13 protein-coding genes and 1 tRNA gene are annotated in these 17,200 nt (G+C 65.8%); 8 read left to right on the top strand and 6 right to left on the bottom strand.

The genetic code is table 11. The annotated features are described in order from the left end of the window. Positions 1-77 precede the first annotated feature (77 nt). From MKP08_RS02180 to ftsE, 5 genes are read right to left on the bottom strand one after another with little or no spacing between them, the layout of a single operon-like run. The gene (locus MKP08_RS02180; protein ID WP_241554698.1) at positions 78-809 is read right to left on the bottom strand and encodes a class I SAM-dependent methyltransferase; all 732 of its coding nucleotides are present in this window, start codon (positions 807-809) and stop codon (positions 78-80) included. 58 nt (positions 810-867) lie between these two features. Continuing rightward, complete coding sequence (locus MKP08_RS02185; RefSeq protein WP_241554699.1) at positions 868-1,593, bottom strand: 1-acyl-sn-glycerol-3-phosphate acyltransferase; 726 nt, start codon at positions 1,591-1,593, stop codon at positions 868-870. Next, positions 1,551-2,084, bottom strand: coding sequence for a YdcF family protein (locus MKP08_RS02190; RefSeq protein WP_241554700.1), 534 nt, complete (start codon positions 2,082-2,084; stop codon positions 1,551-1,553). Before MKP08_RS02190 ends, MKP08_RS02185 begins: the two co-directional genes overlap by 43 nt. Then, a complete protein-coding gene (locus MKP08_RS02195; protein ID WP_256969989.1) occupies positions 2,081-3,031 on the bottom strand; it encodes a cell division protein in 951 nt (316 codons plus the stop codon). The genes MKP08_RS02190 and MKP08_RS02195 overlap by 4 nt, the downstream gene beginning before the upstream one ends. Next, entirely contained in the window at positions 3,016-3,780 is a 765-nt protein-coding gene (gene ftsE / locus MKP08_RS02200; RefSeq protein WP_241554702.1) for a cell division ATP-binding protein FtsE, read from the bottom strand. Before ftsE ends, MKP08_RS02195 begins: the two co-directional genes overlap by 16 nt. Before the next feature lie 141 nt (positions 3,781-3,921). Here ftsE and MKP08_RS02205 point away from each other — a divergent pair, with 141 nt between their 5' ends. The 3 genes from MKP08_RS02205 (at position 3,922) to MKP08_RS02215 (ending at position 6,545) form a co-directional block, all read left to right on the top strand. Next, on the top strand, positions 3,922-4,764 hold the full coding sequence (locus tag MKP08_RS02205) for a zinc-ribbon domain-containing protein (protein WP_241554703.1): 843 nt from the start codon (positions 3,922-3,924) through the stop codon (positions 4,762-4,764). A gap of 109 nt (positions 4,765-4,873) precedes the next feature. Then, positions 4,874-4,960: transfer RNA gene (locus tag MKP08_RS02210), tRNA-Leu, on the top strand. A 217-nt stretch (positions 4,961-5,177) separates the two neighbouring features. Then, positions 5,178-6,545 (top strand): dicarboxylate/amino acid:cation symporter, encoded by a 1,368-nt coding sequence (locus tag MKP08_RS02215; protein WP_241554704.1) that lies wholly within the window; start codon positions 5,178-5,180, stop codon positions 6,543-6,545. A gap of 20 nt (positions 6,546-6,565) precedes the next feature. On the opposite strand, the gene MKP08_RS02220 is transcribed toward MKP08_RS02215, so the two are convergent. Next, a complete protein-coding gene (locus MKP08_RS02220) occupies positions 6,566-7,528 on the bottom strand; it encodes a YihY/virulence factor BrkB family protein (RefSeq protein WP_241554705.1) in 963 nt (320 codons plus the stop codon). Positions 7,529-7,734: 206 nt separating this feature from the next. Here MKP08_RS02220 and MKP08_RS02225 point away from each other — a divergent pair, with 206 nt between their 5' ends. The 5 genes from MKP08_RS02225 (at position 7,735) to MKP08_RS02245 (ending at position 17,199) form a co-directional block, all read left to right on the top strand. After that, a complete protein-coding gene (locus MKP08_RS02225; protein WP_241554706.1) occupies positions 7,735-10,050 on the top strand; it encodes an autotransporter assembly complex family protein in 2,316 nt (771 codons plus the stop codon). Further along, positions 10,050-14,297 carry a translocation/assembly module TamB domain-containing protein gene (locus MKP08_RS02230; RefSeq protein ID WP_241554707.1) on the top strand — a complete coding sequence of 1,416 codons (4,248 nt, stop codon included), beginning with the start codon at positions 10,050-10,052 and terminating at the stop codon, positions 14,295-14,297. Before MKP08_RS02225 ends, MKP08_RS02230 begins: the two co-directional genes overlap by 1 nt. Next, a complete protein-coding gene (locus MKP08_RS02235; protein WP_241554708.1) occupies positions 14,297-14,518 on the top strand; it encodes a hypothetical protein in 222 nt (73 codons plus the stop codon). The genes MKP08_RS02230 and MKP08_RS02235 overlap by 1 nt, the downstream gene beginning before the upstream one ends. A gap of 202 nt (positions 14,519-14,720) precedes the next feature. Continuing rightward, positions 14,721-15,911: a sodium:proton antiporter gene (locus tag MKP08_RS02240; protein ID WP_241555507.1), complete on the top strand. Its 1,191-nt coding sequence runs from the start codon at positions 14,721-14,723 to the stop codon at positions 15,909-15,911. A 145-nt stretch (positions 15,912-16,056) separates the two neighbouring features. Further along, the gene (locus MKP08_RS02245; protein WP_241554709.1) at positions 16,057-17,199 is read left to right on the top strand and encodes a glycosyltransferase family 4 protein; all 1,143 of its coding nucleotides are present in this window, start codon (positions 16,057-16,059) and stop codon (positions 17,197-17,199) included. Position 17,200: the final 1 nt, after the last annotated feature.

A 17,200-nucleotide genomic window follows, 5' to 3' on the forward strand; every position in this document is an offset into this window, starting at 1 on the left:
ACATCCGTTCGCTTGGCTCTCGCCCTACCGGGCGGCGCGCAGTCGCGCTTTGGGTCGCTGCCGCTCCCGTTCATTGTTCAAATCTTCCAGCCCGAATGGATCGCGACGAGGCCACCCATGATCGGCTCCACCTTCGTCTGGGCGAAGCCGGCCTCGCGGATCATCCCCTCGAATTGGGGCATGGGTGGGAAACGGCGGATCGATTCGACGAGATAGCGATAGCTCGCTTCGTCCTTCGCGATCATTTCTCCCAACCTCGGCACCAGATGTTCGGAGTATGCGTCGTACACGTCCTTGAAGCCGGGCCACTCTACCGTACTGAATTCAAGGCAGAAAAACCGCCCGCCGAACTTCAGCACGCGCCGCGCCTCGCGCAGCGCCCGGGGGATGTCGGTGACGTTGCGGATGCCGAAGGCGATGGTGTAGGCGTCGAACACGCCGCCCGGATAGCTCAGTTCCTCGGCGTTCTGGCACGACCAGGAAAGCCCGGTGATCCCACGCTCCATCGCGCGTTCGATGCCGACGTCGAGCATGTCCTGGTTGATGTCGGCGACCGTCACCTCGGGCCTGCGCGCCGCCATGCGGAACGCGATGTCGCCGGTGCCGCCCGCCATGTCGAGTACCGCCTCGCCCGGCCGCGGTTTCACCCGGCGCACGAAGCGATCCTTCCACAATCGGTGCATGCCGCCCGACATCGCATCGTTCATGATGTCGTAGCTGGCCGCAACATTGGAGAAGACTGAGCCCACGCGCCGCGTCTTCTCGTCCGGGGCCACGTCCTCGTAGCCGAAGGAGACCGTTTCGCTCATGGTCGCGAGCTTTAGGTGCAAACGGGCGCAGCGTCCATCGGCATGGACACGCGTTTTCTCACCCGTTGAGCGCGTTGATCGCCTCCTGCACGCGCGCCTCGATCTCGGCCCGGGGCAGGCCCGGCTCGATCGGCGCGCCGAAGCGATAGGTGATCTGGCCGCTACGCTTGGCCTTGCGGTGATAGAGCGGCCCGCTGTTCACCGCGACCGGCACCACCGGCAGTCCGACCATCTTGTAGATTCCCGCAAAGCCCGACTGGATCGTGCCGCGTTGGCCATGGGGAACCCGCGTGCCTTCGGGAAAGATGATGAGCGGCCGCCCCTCCGCCGCGCGGTCGCGCGCCTGGCGGATCATGCGGCGCAGCGTCGCGGCCCCCTGGGTCCGCGCGACCGGCACCAATCCATAGGCGGACGCCGCCTTGCCCCAGCCCGGGATGGCGAACAGCTCCTCCTTCGCGAAGGGCACGGGAAGGTCGAACACCATCGGCGCATCGATCGCTTCGAAGAAGCTTTCGTGCCGGATCGCGTAGAGCGCCGGTTCGACCAGCGGCGCACCCTCGGACACGACCTCGATCCCGAGCAAGATGCGCGCGCAGCGGCGATGGAACCGGCTCCAGCCGCGAACCGCCTTCTGGAATAATTTGTCACGGCCAAGCGAGGCCAGGAGCACGGCGGTCAGCACATAGACCACGCTGCCGCCGTAGAAGACGAGGTAGAAGGCCAGGCTGCGAAGGACGGAGATCATGCGCTCGGCAGCCAGTGCGAGACCGTGCTGGCCAGCCATTTGTTGTATTCGATCATCAGGATCGCGAAGGACGGTTCGGTCGCGACCGCATCCTCCACGATCTCGACATTGGTCGGCAGGCGATAGCGCAACTCGCCCGCGGCCCGGCGCATGTGCCAGTCGGAGGTCACGATGCGCAGGCTGCGGATCTTGTTGTCCTCCACCCAGCGGAGCGTTTCCGCCGCGTTGCTGCGGGTATCGACCGCATCGAAGCCCAGCGTGACGCAGCATTCCATCACGTCCATCGGCACGCCGAACTCGGCCGCAAACTCCTTCGGCTTCACGTTCGGATCTACCCCGGTGACCAGCATCAGGCGCGCCCGGTCGGACCGGACGATTTCGAGCCCGCGACCGATCCGGCCCGCCGCCCCCGTCGGCACGATCACCGCGTCGGTCCGCTCGTCGCCCGCGGGGCGCGGCAGCGTGGTGGCGAACACGAGGAAGCCCAGCGCCCACAGCATGGCGATGGCGGCGAGAATACGACGGATCACAGAAGAGCTTTCAATGCGGCGGTGACGGTCCAGCGCGCGGTAAGCATCGCCAGCCCGATCATTGCAAGGGGGACAAGAGCAAGCAGGAGCCAGTCGAACCAGCGCAGCACGCCGCCCCCGACCAGCCCGCTGCCGAGCCCGGCGAACTGGCTGCCAAGCGTCAGCACGATGATGAGACCGACGAGGAACCCTATCGCGCCTCCGACGGCGGCGTCGATCCGTACCGAGCGCTGGAACACCCGGGCGATCTGCGTATCGGTGCCGCCGAGCAGATGCACCACCTCGATGGTAGAGCGGTTGCCCCCCAGCGCGCTGCGGGCGGCAAGGAACACCGCCGCCGCGCTGGTCGCGCCCAGCAATGCGATCAGGGCGATCGCCAGCCAGCGCAGCGATGCGATGGTATCGACGACCGGTTCCAGCCAGCGCGATGCGGCGTCGATCCGCGCGTCGGGAGCGACGGCGGCCAGTTCCACGCGCAGGCGTCGCAGCCGTTCGGGCGTGGCGGCCCCGCGCAGTGTCACGTCGATCAGGGCAGGGATGGGAACCGATTCGCTGTCCGCGCCGTCCTCGCCCAGCCAGGGGGCCAGCAAACGCTCGACTTCCTCTGCGGGCACCACATGCACCGTGGCGACCTCCGCGCTTCGCGTCAGCGCGTCGCGCGCCGCAACGGCCTGCCGTTCGCGCTGGCCCCTATCCGCCTGCACGATCTGCACCGTCGCGCCCCCCGCGAGGTCGCCGCCGACGCGGCCCGCCAGATGCGACAGGGCAAGCGCCGCAGCGGCCGCGACCACCGTCAGCGCGACCATAATGGCGATGACCCATGGAACGGGTCCGGCCAGACGTGTCCGGGGCAGCAACTGCGCCGCACGCGCGCCGCGAAACCGGGCGAGCCCGGTCACCTTGCGGGTATCGCCGGCCGGGGGCGCTTCCCTCACAGGGTATGCCACGCTTCGGCCTCCGCCTCGCGCTGCCGCCCGCCGCGCGGGGGATAGCGCAGGGCCCCAGTGGGATCCGACAGCCGCCCGCCGTCGAGCCGCATGATCATCGCCTCCGGCATGCGGGGAAGCAATTGCAGATCGTGCGTCGCCACCACGACCGTCGTTCCCAACCGGTTGAGCGATCCGAACAGGCGCAGCAATCGCTCCGACATTTCCGGATCGACATTGCCGGTCGGCTCGTCCGCGACCAACAGGTCGGGCCGGCCGATCACCGCCCGCGCGATCGCCACCCGCTGCTGCTCCCCGCCCGAAAGCGTTTCCGGCCGGGCGTCCTCGCGATGACCCAGCCCGACCCATTCGAGCATCTCGGCGACGGGCCGCGCCAGTTCGCCTTCGGGCACACCCGCGATGCGCAGCGGCAGGGCGATATTGTCGAAGGTGGACATGTGCGGCACCAGGCGAAAGTCCTGGAACACCACGCCCAGCCGCCGGCGGAAACCGGGAAGCCGACTGCGCGACAGGGTAATCACGTCGCTGTCGAACATGCGGATCGCCCCGCGCGAGGGACGCTGTGCGAGATAGAGCAGCTTGAGGAGCGAGGTCTTCCCCGCTCCGCTAGCCCCTGTGAGAAAATAGAAATTGCCCGGCCACAGCGCGAAGGAGATGTCGCTCAGCACTTCGGGGTCGGTGCCGTAACGCAGACCGACATTATCGAAAGCCACGACCGCGCGCTCCGAACCGGTGCTGTCCTGCGCCACCCGCTTTATTGCCCTGCCCGATACGCCATCGCGCGAGGGGCTATAGCGACCCTTCCATGTGGAAAAAAGGCGCGATGCGACGCGCGCGCGGTCCCCGCGACTTGCCAGCGATTCGCAGCCGGGCCTACACAGCGGCTCACCATGATCATTTCATGCCCCGCCTGTTCGACCCGCTACGCGGTACCCGATACCGCCATCGGGACGGACGGCCGCACGGTGCGCTGCGCCAAATGCCGGCACAGCTGGTTCCAGGACGGCGAGCCGTTACCTTCGCGACCAGCCGAGTCCGAAGCGTCCAGCGTCGCTCCGCCGCAACCCGAGCCGGTGCCCTCGCCCGAAACTCCGCCACCACCGAGCCCGGTGGAAGAGGATGCAGTGCCGCAGGATCCGGATTCCGGAGCGATCGCGACCTCTCGCGATCCGGACCCGCCCGTGCGCAGCGCGGCACCTGACGCTGCTTTCGGAGAGGATGATTTCGACCGAAAGGATTTCGGTCGCGAAGATTTCTCCGGGGACGAACCCTCGCCCTACGATTACGCCCCGCCGTTCCGCCCGCGCCGCAATCCGCTGAAGATCTGGACCATGGCCGCCGCGGCGTTCGCCGTGGTTGCGCTGTGCGGGATCGCCGCGATCAGCTATTGGGGTGTGCCGGACTGGATGCCGGTCAGTCGCCCGACCTTCGGTGTCGACCAGCCCGATCTCGTGCTCGATTTCCCGCCCGGCAAACAGGACCGTGGCACGCTGCCCGATGGCAGCGAATATTTCGGCGTCACCGGCTCCATCAGCAATGTCGGACGCGAGACGCGAACCGTGCCGCCGGTGCTGATCGTCCTGTACGACGAGCGCAATCGCAAGGTGTTCAGCTGGGAGATCCCTCCCACCCGGCGGAGCCTGAAGCCGGGTGAGCGCATCTCCGTGAACGAGGCGATCCGCGACGTGCCGAAATCGGCCAAGTTCGCGGAAATCGGCTGGAGCCCGTCCTGAGCGCTACCCCCGCCCGCCGCCCGCGCTAAACCCGCTTGCGGCCCGCCCACCGCACTGCTAGGGGCGCGCTCCTACCGGCGGGGGCCGACGCCCCCGATGCGGACTGTGTGCGGTCGTGGCGGAACTGGTAGACGCGCAACGTTGAGGTCGTTGTGGGCGAAAGCCCGTGGAAGTTCGAGTCTTCTCGACCGCACCAGATATTCTTCGCAAGCTTTCTGGACACGAGCCCGGCGGGCCGACCGGCGCGAGAGTTCGTAAGCCATCCTGCCAGCGGGGATCGCCCCTCCGAGAGGGCAAGCTTGCGGATTTCCCCAAAAACAAGCGGCGAAATTTCCTTTCGACATTCCATCGTCAGCATCTAATCCGGGCCCAGCCTCGGAACGAGACTGCAAGTTTTTGATGGGAGAGACGGGATGCGATCCCCAGTGCCGGGCACCGCCCCGACCTCGCAGCGCAAGCCGTGGTATCGGCAACTCTATCTTCAGGTCGTCGCCGCGATCGTGGTGGGCGCTTTGCTGGGGCATTTTCTTCCCGATGTCGGCACCCAGCTGAAGCCGCTCGGCGATGCCTTCATCGCGCTGGTCAAGATGATTATCGCCCCGGTCATCTTCATTACGGTCGCGACCGGGATAGCGGGCATGAAGGACATGTCGCGCGTGGGCGGCGTCGCGACCAAGGCGCTGGTCTATTTCCTCGCGGTCTCGACACTGGCGCTGATCGTCGGACTTGCGGTCGCAAACCTCGTACATCCCGGCACTGGCCTTGGCATTGATCCCGCTTCGCTGGATGCGGAGTCGGTGGCGCAATATGCCGAAACCGCGCACGAGCAGACGCTCGCGGGCTTCCTGCTGGCGATCATTCCGGAAACGCTTATCTCCGCCCTCACCAGCGGCAGCATCCTGCAGGCGCTGCTGGTCGCGATCCTCGTCGGCTCGGCGATCTCGCTCACCCGCCCGCATAGCGACCTGCTGCTCGATACGCTCGTCTCTGCCGGCGAGGTGGTGTTCAAGCTCGTCCACATGCTGATGAAACTCGCACCGATCGGGGCCTTCGGCGCGATCGCGTTCACCATCGGCAGTTTCGGGATCGGCACGCTGGCCCAGCTCGCGGGGCTTGTCGCCACGTTCTACCTCACCTCGCTGCTATTCGTAATCGTGGTGATGGGCGCGATCGCGTGGGCAGCAGGTTTCTCGATCTTCGCGCTGATCCGCTATCTGCGCGAGGAGCTGCTGCTGGTGCTGGGCACCTCGTCTTCCGAAGCGGCGCTTCCCAGTCTGCTGGAGAAACTCGAGATTGCGGGGTGCCGCCGCAACGTCGTCGGGCTCGTGGTGCCGACAGGCTATTCGTTCAACCTCGACGGCACCAACATCTACATGACGCTGGCCGCGCTGTTCATCGCACAGGCGCTGGGCATAGATCTCTCGATTGGCGAACAGCTCTCGCTGGTCCTCGTCGCGATGGTGAGTTCTAAAGGCGCGGCGGGCGTGACCGGTGCCGGGTTCGTGATCCTGGCGGCGACCCTCTCGGTCGTGCCGTCGGTGCCGGTCGCGGGGATGGCGCTGATCCTGGGTGTCGACCGCTTCATGAGCGAGTGCCGGGCGCTTACCAACTTCATCGGCAACGCGGTTGCCACGATTGTGGTCGCGAAGTGGGAGAAGGCGTTGGACAAGGACCGCCTCGCCGCCGCCATGGCAGGCACCCCGCTGCCTTTGCCGGAGCGCGACAGCGAACGCCACGAACGGCATTCGCCGGAGCTCGCGAGCCAGCAGGACGCGCCCTGATAGACGGCAGAGCGACCTACTCAGCTTCCTTCGCTTCTCGGGCCTTCTCTCTTTCCGATTTTTCGCAGCTCGCGTCGCGCCGCGCGACGGCGGCTCTTCTCGAACCACTGCTCTAGCGACAGATCGCCCTCGACCAGGTCGGCCAGCACGGCACCGCGCTCTCCGGCCGGAAGAGGCGTGCCGGTGGTCGTGTCGACGGTGGTCTGGCGCTCTATCTCGGCGTTGATCAGCGCGCCCGCCAGCACGGCATAGGCGCTCAGGAACAGCCACATCAGGAATACGACGATGGCCGACAGTGAACCGTAGGTCGCGTTGTAGTCGCTGATATACGCCACATAGAGAGAGAAGCCGAAGCTGATGAGGATCCAGAGCAGGGTGGCCAGGAATGCGCCGGGTGCAAGCCAGCGCCAGCGGGCGGGGCTGCGATCCGGCCCGTAGCGCATGATGAGCGCGAACCCCGCGCTGCCGAGGAGGAAGGAGAAAGCCCATGCCGCCACCTTCAGCACGAGGTCCAGACCCGCACCGATCAGGTTGCCCGCCTGCGTCTGGAGCCACGCGAAGGCACCGGCGCTTACGATACCGGTCAGCGCGACGAGGATCGCCGCCAGCGTCAGAGCCGCCGCGCGCAACGTCAACGGCACGATACCGCGCGTCTCGTGCTCCTCGTTGATAATGTTGAGCGCCCCGATCAAACCGCTCGCCGCCCGCATCCCGCCGTAAATCGCGAAGAACAGCGCCACGATCAGGGCGAGGCCCGTTACCCCGGAATTCGCCGAGACGACCGATACCAGCTGATCTTCCAGCAGCGTCCGGGCATCGGTGGGCAGAACGCCGGTGAACGCGCCCATCTGGCGCTGGACCATGCCGACATTGCCCACCAGCCCGTAGATCATCACGGTCGCCGCGATGAGCGGGGTGATCGCAAGGAAGGTGAAGAAAGCGACACCCGCCCCGAGCAGGGAGAGATTGTGAAATCCCCACATGGTATAGGTGCGCTTCAGTATCTTCTTCCATGCCTTCCACGGCATCGCTAGCGGCGAAGTAGCAGTTGCGCCGGGTGCATTTATCGGCGAATGTCCAGCTTTACCGGTTTGCGCCGCAGACTCAGCGTCTTGGCGGGAGGCAGGTTGGGGTCGTACTTCCGTATTCAAGGGAAGCTCCTTTTTCTGGAAGGTGCATGCGCAGGTCGATGGTAAAGTTAATGCCCTGGGGCGACCTTGGTGCCCTGCTCCCTCGTGGATTCAGCGTGGCGAGCGTGCTGGCATTGGCCATGTCTGCGCAGGCGCTGGCAGCACAAGACTCCGCTGCCGACCGTCCGGCCGGGCAGGACCCTGTCATAGACGAGGTTCCCGCCCCACCCCCGGGTGTCGAGTTGCCCGCTGTCGAGCCGGTGATTTCCGACGAGGAATTCCAGAAAGAGATACCCGAGCTCGATCCGGCGGACGATGCCGAACTCGATGCGCCGCTCGAATCGATCGACGAATTCGAGCGGCGGGTCGCGGCCGAGCAGGCCGATGCCGCTCCCGCCGAAGGGCAAGAGGCTCCCTTGGGCGATCCCGCATTGGCGGATCAGGACACGACCGAGGAAATCGGCGACGCGCCGATCCGCGATGCCGAACTGGCCGCGCCCCTGCCTCCGCTGGGCGAGTTCGATGTCCAGCCCGTCCAGATCGCCGAGGACGACAGCGATCAGGAAGTCACCGAGGTGGCTTATTCGGTACAGGTCAACGGACTGGAGGAAGCCGACGAGGAAGCGGCGACCGATCTTACCGGAATGTTCGACGACCTTTCCGCGCTGCGCGATGCCGACGGAAAAGCTGCCAATGTCGCGCAGGTTTCCGCTCGGCTGACCGAAGACAGTGCTTTGCTCAAACGCATCCTGGCCTCCGAAGGCTGGTACGAAGCGGCGGTGAATACCCGGGTCGACCGGTCCGAGGAGGTGAACGGACAGCCGTTGACCGCGGTGCTCGATGTGGTGCCGGGCAAGCGGTTCACTTTCGCGCAGATCAATCTCGACGCCCCGCCGGTGCAGCCACCGGACCTGCTGGAGAAGAATTTCGCGATTCAGGTGGGCGAACCGATCGTCGCCGAACGCGTGCAGGGGGCCGAGGCAAAGCTCGCCGTCACGCTCCCGGAGAACGGCTATCCCTTCGCCGAGATCGGGCAGCGCGACATCCTGCTCGATCAGGATACGGGCGATGGCATCTATACCCTCCCGATCGATACCGGACCGCGATCGCGTTTCGGCGGGATCGAAACCACCGGCGACCTGGCCTTCGATGCCGACCATGTCGAAGTGCTGTCACGCTTCGAACGCGGCGAGCTCTACGACAGCCGCGATGTCGACGATCTGCGCCAGGCGCTAGTCGCGACCGGCCTGTTCAACACCGTATCGGTCACGCCCGAGCGCAGCGGCGAGGATGCGGGTGACGGAACCGAATATGCCACCATTTTGGTGGAGCAGGAGGCGGGGCCGCCGCGCACCATCGCCGGCAGCGCAGGCTACGGGACCGGTCAGGGCTTCCGGCTGGAGGGCAGCTGGACCCATCGCAACCTGTTCCCGCCAGAGGGTGCGCTGATCGGCTCCGCCGTCGCGGGCACGCGCGAGCAGTCCGTCACCGGAACGTTCCGCCGGTCCAACGCAGGCAGGCGCGACCGCACCTTCCAGGTAACAGCGCAGGCGCTGCATAGCGATTACGACGCCTACGAGGCTTTCACGGGCCAGCTTTCCGCCCTGATCAGCTACGATTCCACGCCGATCTGGCAGAAGCCGTTCACCTATGCCTACGGTGTCCGGCTGATCGGCACCAACGAGCAGGACTACGACCCGGCGACCGCCGACCTGCGCCGGCGCACCTTCTTCATCGGCGGGTTGACCGGCCAGGTCGGGATCGATCGCACCGACAGCCTGCTGAACGCGACGAAGGGCTTCCGAACGACCTTGCTGGTCGAGCCGGAGGGCTCGTTGCAAGGCGGGTTCACCCCCTATGTCCGCGCGCTGCTCGACGCGTCGGCCTATATCAGCCCGACCGATTCGATCGTGCTGGCCGGCCGGGTGCGGTTCGGTACGATCCAGGGGATCGACCGGTTCGACCTCGCCCCGTCGCGGCGCTTCTACGCCGGTGGCGGCGGATCGGTGCGCGGCTTCGGCTATCAGGAACTGGGACCCAAGGCGCAGGTGCCCAATCCCGATTTCGATCCTACCGACCCGGACGAGAAGGACTCGCCCTTCCTCATCCGGCCGATCGGCGGGCGCAGCGTGAACGAGGCGGCGGCCGAAGTGCGCTACCGCTTCGGCGATTTCGGCGTGGTCGGCTTCGTCGATGCGGGGCAGGTCTATGAACAGAGCCTGCCCCAGCTTTCCGACATTCGCTTCGGCGTGGGGCTCGGCGCGCGCTACTACACCAATTTCGGGCCGTTCCGGTTCGACATCGCGACGCCGATCAATCGCCAGCCGGGCGAGAGCAAGATCAGCGTCTATGTCTCCATCGGGCAGGCGTTCTGATGACCGAGATCGAAGATCAGGAGCCGATCGCGCAGCCCGAAGAGCACAGCGGGCCTGAGCGCGAGCGTGGGCCGATCCTGCGCAAGATCGCGAAGTGGACAGCTATCGTCCTCGCCGGCCTGGTTCTGCTGGTCGGAGCCGCACTGGTGTTCCTCGACACCGCACCCGGGCATCGCTTCATCGCCGGTCAGGTGGAGGGGCTTGAGTTCCAGAACGGGATGCAGATCGGTATCGGCGAGATCGAGGGATCGATCTATGGCGAGATGACGGTCCGGAACCTGTCGATCCGCGATCCTAAGGGCGAGTTCCTGTCTTCGCCGCAGGTAAATCTCGACTGGCGACCCTTTGCCTTCGCGCGAAGCCATGTCGATATCCGGTCGCTGACCGCCGGTCTGGTGACGCTGAAGCGCCTGCCCGAGTTCAACCCGACCCCGCCTTCGGACGAGCCGCTGCTGCCCGACCTCGATATCGACATAAACCAGCTCAAGATCGACCGCTTCGTTGCCGAAGCTCCGGTCAGCGGCGAGAGGCGGGTCGCGAGCATCGCCGGAAACGCGCACATCGCCGATGGTCGCGCGCAGGTCGCCCTGAACGGCGCGACGATCGCCGGGCAGGGAAGCGCGGGAGGCGACCGCATCGCCCTGAAACTCGATGCGGTGCCGGAAGACAACAGGCTCGCTCTCGATCTCGATCTGAATGCGCCCGCCGACGGCGTCATCGCGGCGCTGGCCGGGCTGACCGATCCGCTGCGCGTACGGATTAACGGATCGGGCGACTGGAAGCAGTGGAACGGGCGGCTCGATGCCAACCTCGCGGGCAGCGAGTTCGCGCGGCTCCGATTGCTTGCTCGCGACGGCACCTTCGGCCTTCGCGGTCCGACGCGGATCGCGCGGCTGTTCGAAGGGCCCACCGCGACGCTGCTGGGGCCGGTGCTGAATGTCGATCTGACCGCTGCCCTGAACGAGCGGCGCGCGAACTTGCGCGGCGGCGTATCCAGCGACGCCTTCCGGCTCGACACGCAAGGCACCGTCGATCTGGGCGAGAGCGCGTTCGACGGTTTGAAGCTGCAATTCACCTTGCTCGAACCGTCGGCAATCGCGCCGAACCTGTCCGGGCGCGGGTTGCAAGCGCGGCTGGCCCTCGACGGCGCATTCACCACCCCTTCCGTCGATTACGTGATCAACGCCGCGCAAGTGTCGATGAACGACATGGGGCTGGTCGACCTGACCGCGAGCGGCAGCGCCACGGTCAATTCCGACCGCATCCTGATCCCCGTTTCCGCGCGTGTGGGCCGTATCACCGGTCTCGACACGGTGGCCGGGGGGACTTTGGCCAATGTCCGGCTCAACGGCGATGTGGCGATCGACGGCACGCGAATCCTGTCGGACAACATGCGCATCCGCTCGGACCGGATCGATGCCAAGGTGATCTTGCTCGCCGATACCGCCACGGGTCTCTACACCGGAGCGATCGACGGCCGGATCGACAATTACCGCGTCGAGAGCGTGGGCATCTTCAACATCGAGACCGACGTCGACCTGGAAACCGCCGCGAATGGCGGCTGGGCGCTGGCTGGGCGCGTTCGCGTGCGCTCCACCAGCCTGTTCAACGAAAGCGTGCGCAATTTCCTCGGCGGAAATGCGGTCGCCGCGACCAATATCCGCTACGGAACCGATGGGACGGTGCGGTTCACCGGGCTGACCCTGTCCGCCCCGGCCGCGCGGATCACGGGGGGGAGCGGCTCCTATTCCCCCGATGGACGCATCGTGCTGAACGCCGACGGGTTCACGGACGCCTATGGCAGAGTGGGTGTGCGGGTGGCCGGTACGATCAGCAATCCGCAAGCGACCATCACCGCAGAGCGGCCGGGCTTGGGCATCGGGATCGCCAATCTGCGCGCCAGAATCACGGGCGCGCGTAACGGGTATCGTCTCGATGCGACGGCCGATACCGATTACGGCCCGCTGACCGCAGATGTCGTGCTCGGGACCGGTCGGCAGCTGACGGTCGACATCAACAGCGCCAATCTGGCCGGAATCGATTTCGCCGGCTCGCTGCGGCAGACGCCTGCTGGGCCGTTTGCCGGGCAATTGACAGCCGAGGGACAAGGCTTGGGCGGCGTCGTCCGTCTGGATGCGCAGGGCAAGTATCAGGAGGCCCTGGTCAATCTGCGGGCGAAGAATACGGTCCTGCCCGGGCCGGCCCAGCTTTCGATCGGATCGGCGATCGTCGACGCGCGGGTCGTGCTCTACGACACGCCCTATGTCGTGGCCGATGCGCAACTGGCGCAGACCACGCTGGGGAGCCTGAACCTCACCGCCGCGCGTGCGCAGGTCGATTACCGGGGCGGTCGCGGCACTGCGAAGGTGCTAGCCGAAGGTGTCAGCGGCGTACCCTTCCGGATCGCCGCAAACGCCGACCTGACGCCGAAACTGTGGCGCGCCGCGCTGAACGGGCGCGCGCGCGGAATCGATTTCCGCACGACCTCTCCGGCTCGCATCATACCGCGCGGCGGCAGCTACGAACTGCTGCCCACCCGCATCGATTTCGGCCAGGGGAATATTCGCCTCGCCGGAACCTACGGCAACGGGATCAAGCTGCAGAGCCGTCTCGACCGGCTGGATCTGTCGCTGGTCAATGCATTCGTCCCGGGCCTGGGCGTTTCAGGGAAGGCGACGGGCAGCCTCGATTTCGCGCAGGCGAGCTCCACCGCTTTCCCGCGTGCGGATGCCCGCCTTTCGATCAATGGCTTCACGCGCACGACCGCCGCGTCGGTCAGCCAGCCGATCGACATCAATTTCGTCGGGAAGCTGCTGGCCGATGGCGGGGAGGCCCGGGCGGTGATGCGCCGCGGCGGCACCGTGATCGGTCGCCTGGTCACTTCGCTGCGTCCGCTATCCGCCGGTTCGGGAAGCTGGGTCACCCGTGTGCTCGAGGCGCCGCTTTCGGGCGGCATCCGTTACAACGGCCCCGCCGATACGCTGTTTTCCTTCGCCGGTCAGCCGGACCAGCGGCTGTCCGGTCCGATCGGGGTCGCCGCCGACTTCTCCGGCCGTGTCAGCCAGCCGCAGCTGTCGGGCATCATTCGCGCGAACAGCCTTACTTACGAGAACCAGACCTACGGCACGCGGCTGTCGAACATGGCGATCCAGGGGCGCTTCTCCGGCGATCGCATCGAACTGCAACAGCTGAGGGCAACCGCCGGCGATGGGACCGTGCAGGCGCAAGGCTCTGTCAGTCTGGCATCGGACAGCGGTTATCCGATGGACGTGCGCGTCACGCTCGACGATGCGCGGCTCGCGCGCAGCGATGCTATCTCTGCCACGGCGACGGGCAATTTGCGCCTGCAGAAGACCGCCGGGCAGACCGCGCTGATTTCCGGACAGATCCGCCTGCCCGAGACCCGCTATCAGATCATCCGCCAGGGTGCGGCGGAGGTGCCCGAACTCACCGGGGTGCGGTTCAAGCCACCCAAGGGTCCGCAGCGGATTACCGGCGACGAACCGGCAACGCCTTCCGCGGGGCTGTTCGACCAATTGCGGCTCGATATCGCACTGACCGCACCCGAACGGCTCTACGTGTCCGGGATGGGGCTGGAAAGCGAGTGGGAAGCCGATCTGAAGCTTGGGGGGACCAGCACTGCGCCGCGCCTGTCGGGTAGCGTCAATCTGGTGCGCGGTACGCTGGGCTTTGCCAACCGCTCGTTCGAGCTGACCGAAGGCCGGGTGCGCTTTACCGGCGGCACCACCATCGATCCCGTCATCGCCCTGACTGCGAGCGACGATATCGAGGATGTGACGGTCAACGTGAACGTGTCCGGCCGGGCCATGAACCCGCAGATCGCGTTCTCCAGCACCCCCGGCCTGCCCCAAGACGAGATCCTCTCGCGCATCCTCTTCGGCAGTTCGATCGGCAATCTGTCGACCATCCAGGCCGTGCAGCTCGCCGCTTCGCTGAATTCCTTGCGGGGTTCGGGCGGAGGGCTCAATCCGCTGGGCAAGCTGCGCTCAGCCACCGGCGTCGACCGGTTGCGGATCCTGGGAGGCGACGAAACGCAGGGGCGCGGCACCGCGATCGCAGCCGGCAAATATATCACCGACGACATCTACGTCGAATTCATCACCGACGCGCGCGGCTTTACCGCGACCCAGCTCGAGATCAGCCTGACACCGGCCCTGTCGATCCTGAGCCAGGCAGGCGGTTCGGGCAGCACGAACGTCAATGTGCGCTATCGGAAGAATTATTGATGCGACCCCTCGCCCTACTTCTGCCTGTGGCATGTGTCGCCGTGTCCGCGTGCCATTCGGAGCCGACCTTCGACGAACGCTACGAGAAGGCGGAAAAGAACATCCGCAGCACCGCCGGGGCGATCGATGCCGAACTGGCTCCCACCGAGCCTTCGCCGACGGAGGGACACTCCGACCCGGCCAGCAGTGGGTCGCAAGCCGGGTCCGGTCGTTCGCGATAAGGTCCGCCCCGTCCGGGTCGACCCGACCGTCCGGACCACTGGCAATACGACGGGCGAACCAAGAAGGCTTTATTTTCCTCAGTCCCGGAACCCCCTCCGACCCTACCGCGCTATCGAGCTGCACCCGGCGACAATAAACCAAAGGGAACATGCGATAGCTCTCGACCTCCTGCTCCTCGCCATCGGCGGGATCGTGCTGGTGATGGGTCTGTTGGCCGGCCTCATCAGCAACCGGACATGGATTTCCGAGGTAACCCTGTGCCTGCTGTTCGGGGCCGCGATCGGACCATTGCTGAACTACGTGGCGAAGAGCGAGCTGTTCGGAAACGATCAGTATCGCACCTTGCAGGAGGTCGCGCGCATAACCCTGGGCATCGCGGTCATGGGAACCGCGTTGCGCCTGCCGTTCTCGTTCCTGCGTCGTTACTGGCGAGACCTCGCCGTGGTGTTGATGATCGGGCTGGTCCTCATGTGGCTGACGGGCGCGGCGTTTGCGGCGCTGTTTCTGGGCGTAGGCGTACTGCCCGCCCTTCTCATCGGCGCGATCGTAGCGCCCACCGATCCCGTCGTCGCTGCATCGATCGTCAGCAGCCGAGTGGCGGACGAAAAGGTGCCCGCCCCGCTCCGGCACCTGATTTCGGCCGAAAGCGCGGCCAACGACGGACTGGGCTTGCTGTTCGTCATGCTGCCGATCCTGTTGCTGACCAAATCGCCCGACGTCGCGATAAAGGACTGGCTCGTGCACGTTCTGATATGGGAGGTGGCGGGCGCGATCCTGATCGGTGGGGCCATCGGCTGGGCGGCGGGGAAGCTGTTCGTCTGGGCGAAGAAAAAACCTTATTCGGAAGACGAATCCCTGCTGACCATCGGCGTCGCGCTGTCGCTGACGGTCCTGGCCGGGCTCGAACTGCTCGGCAGCGACGGCATTCTCGCCGTCTTCGTCGCCGGGCTGATGTTCAATCGCGGCATCTCGGAGATAGAGACGCGCCAGCATCACCTCCACGGCGCCATCACTCGTTTCTTCGACCTGCCGGTCTTCGTCCTCATCGGGGTGCTACTGCCGTGGAGCGGCTGGATGGACCTTGGCTGGCGCGGTGTGGCGCTGGCCCTGGCGCTGGTCGCGCTCAAGCGGCTACCTTGGTGGTTGCTGCTCAAGCCGTGGATCGCCAGTCTGAAGCGGCGCGAGGAAGCCCTGTTTGCAGGCTGGTTCGGCCCGATCGGCGTGGCTGCCGCGTACTACGCCTTGCTGGGGCAGCGCGATACCGGCCTTCATGACCTCTGGACGATCGCCAGCCTGGTCATATTTGTCTCGGTGATCCTGCACGGAGTCAGCGCCACCCCGCTCTCCCAACGGCTCGGAGCCCGCCTCGCAAGCGAGGCGAAACAGCAATAGGCCATTGCGGGTACGGGCGACGAACTGGTCGCGAGATTTCGCTTCGGCGCGCGTATGAAACCACCTGCCTCATCACACCGAAAGGATGCTGCGTAACAATCGGCCTTCGCACGTTGATGTCCATCGACGCCTAGAAAGGGTCTTCATGCGCATTGCCCAAATCGCTCCCCTTGCGGAAAGCTGCCCTCCCAAACTCTATGGCGGCACCGAGAGAATCGTGCACTTTCTTACTGAGGAGCTCGTGCGACAGGGTCACGAGGTCACGCTGTTCGCATCCGGCGATTCGCAAACCGCAGCGCAGCTGGTGCCATGCGTTCCGCAGGCCTTGCGTCTGGTCGATGGGGCCCACAACCTCGTCCCCCATCACGTAGGCATGGTGGAGCAAGTTCGTCGCCGGCTGGACGAGTTCGATATCGTCCATTTCCATATCGACCTGTTCCATTATCCCGCGGTGATGGGATGGCATACGCCTACGGTCACCACCCTGCACGGCCGGCTCGACATTCCCGATCTGTATGGCTGTTATGACATGTTCTCGGACGTGCCGCTGGTGTCCATTTCCGACCACCAGCGCTTGCCGCTGCCGCCGGTGAACTGGGTGGACACGGTATATCACGGCCTGCCGCAGCAAATGCTGCCCTTCAACCCAGCGGGCGGCGACTATCTCGTTTTCCTGGGACGCATATCGCCGGAGAAGCGTCCCGACCGCGCGATCGAGATCGCGGTGCGTAGTGGCAAACCGCTGAAGATCGCGGCGAAGATCGATCCGGTCGATCAGGAATACTGGGACAGTGAAATCCGCCCCTTGGTCGAGGCGCACGACGCCATCGAATATATCGGTGAGGTCAACGAGACGCAGAAAGCGGAGCTGCTGGGCAATGCCGGCGCACTCCTGTTTCCGATCGACTGGCCGGAGCCGTTCGGTCTGGTGATGATCGAGGCGATGTCCTGCGGCACACCGGTGGTGGCATGGCGTAACGGGTCGGTTCCGGAGGTCATGGAAGATCGCGTCACCGGCCGCATCGTCGACAGCATGGACGAGGCCGTCGCGGCGGTCGACGAAGTGCTCGCTCTCGACCGTGCGGAGGTCCGCGCGCGGTTCGACGCCCGCTTCACCGCAGCGCGGATGGCCGAAAACTACGTTCGGATCTACAGGGAACTGGTGACCGCGAAGCTGCGCCAGGCACCGCCCGTGCCCGGGGGATTACGTGCGGGTCGCGCGCGGGGCGAGCATCCCTACACCCCCGGCAGGGCGAGAGACGTTACAGGTATCGAAACCGCGGCGTGAG

It is taken from the genome of Erythrobacter sp. LQ02-29 (assembly GCF_022576075.2).
Classification (GTDB): domain Bacteria; phylum Pseudomonadota; class Alphaproteobacteria; order Sphingomonadales; family Sphingomonadaceae; genus Alteriqipengyuania.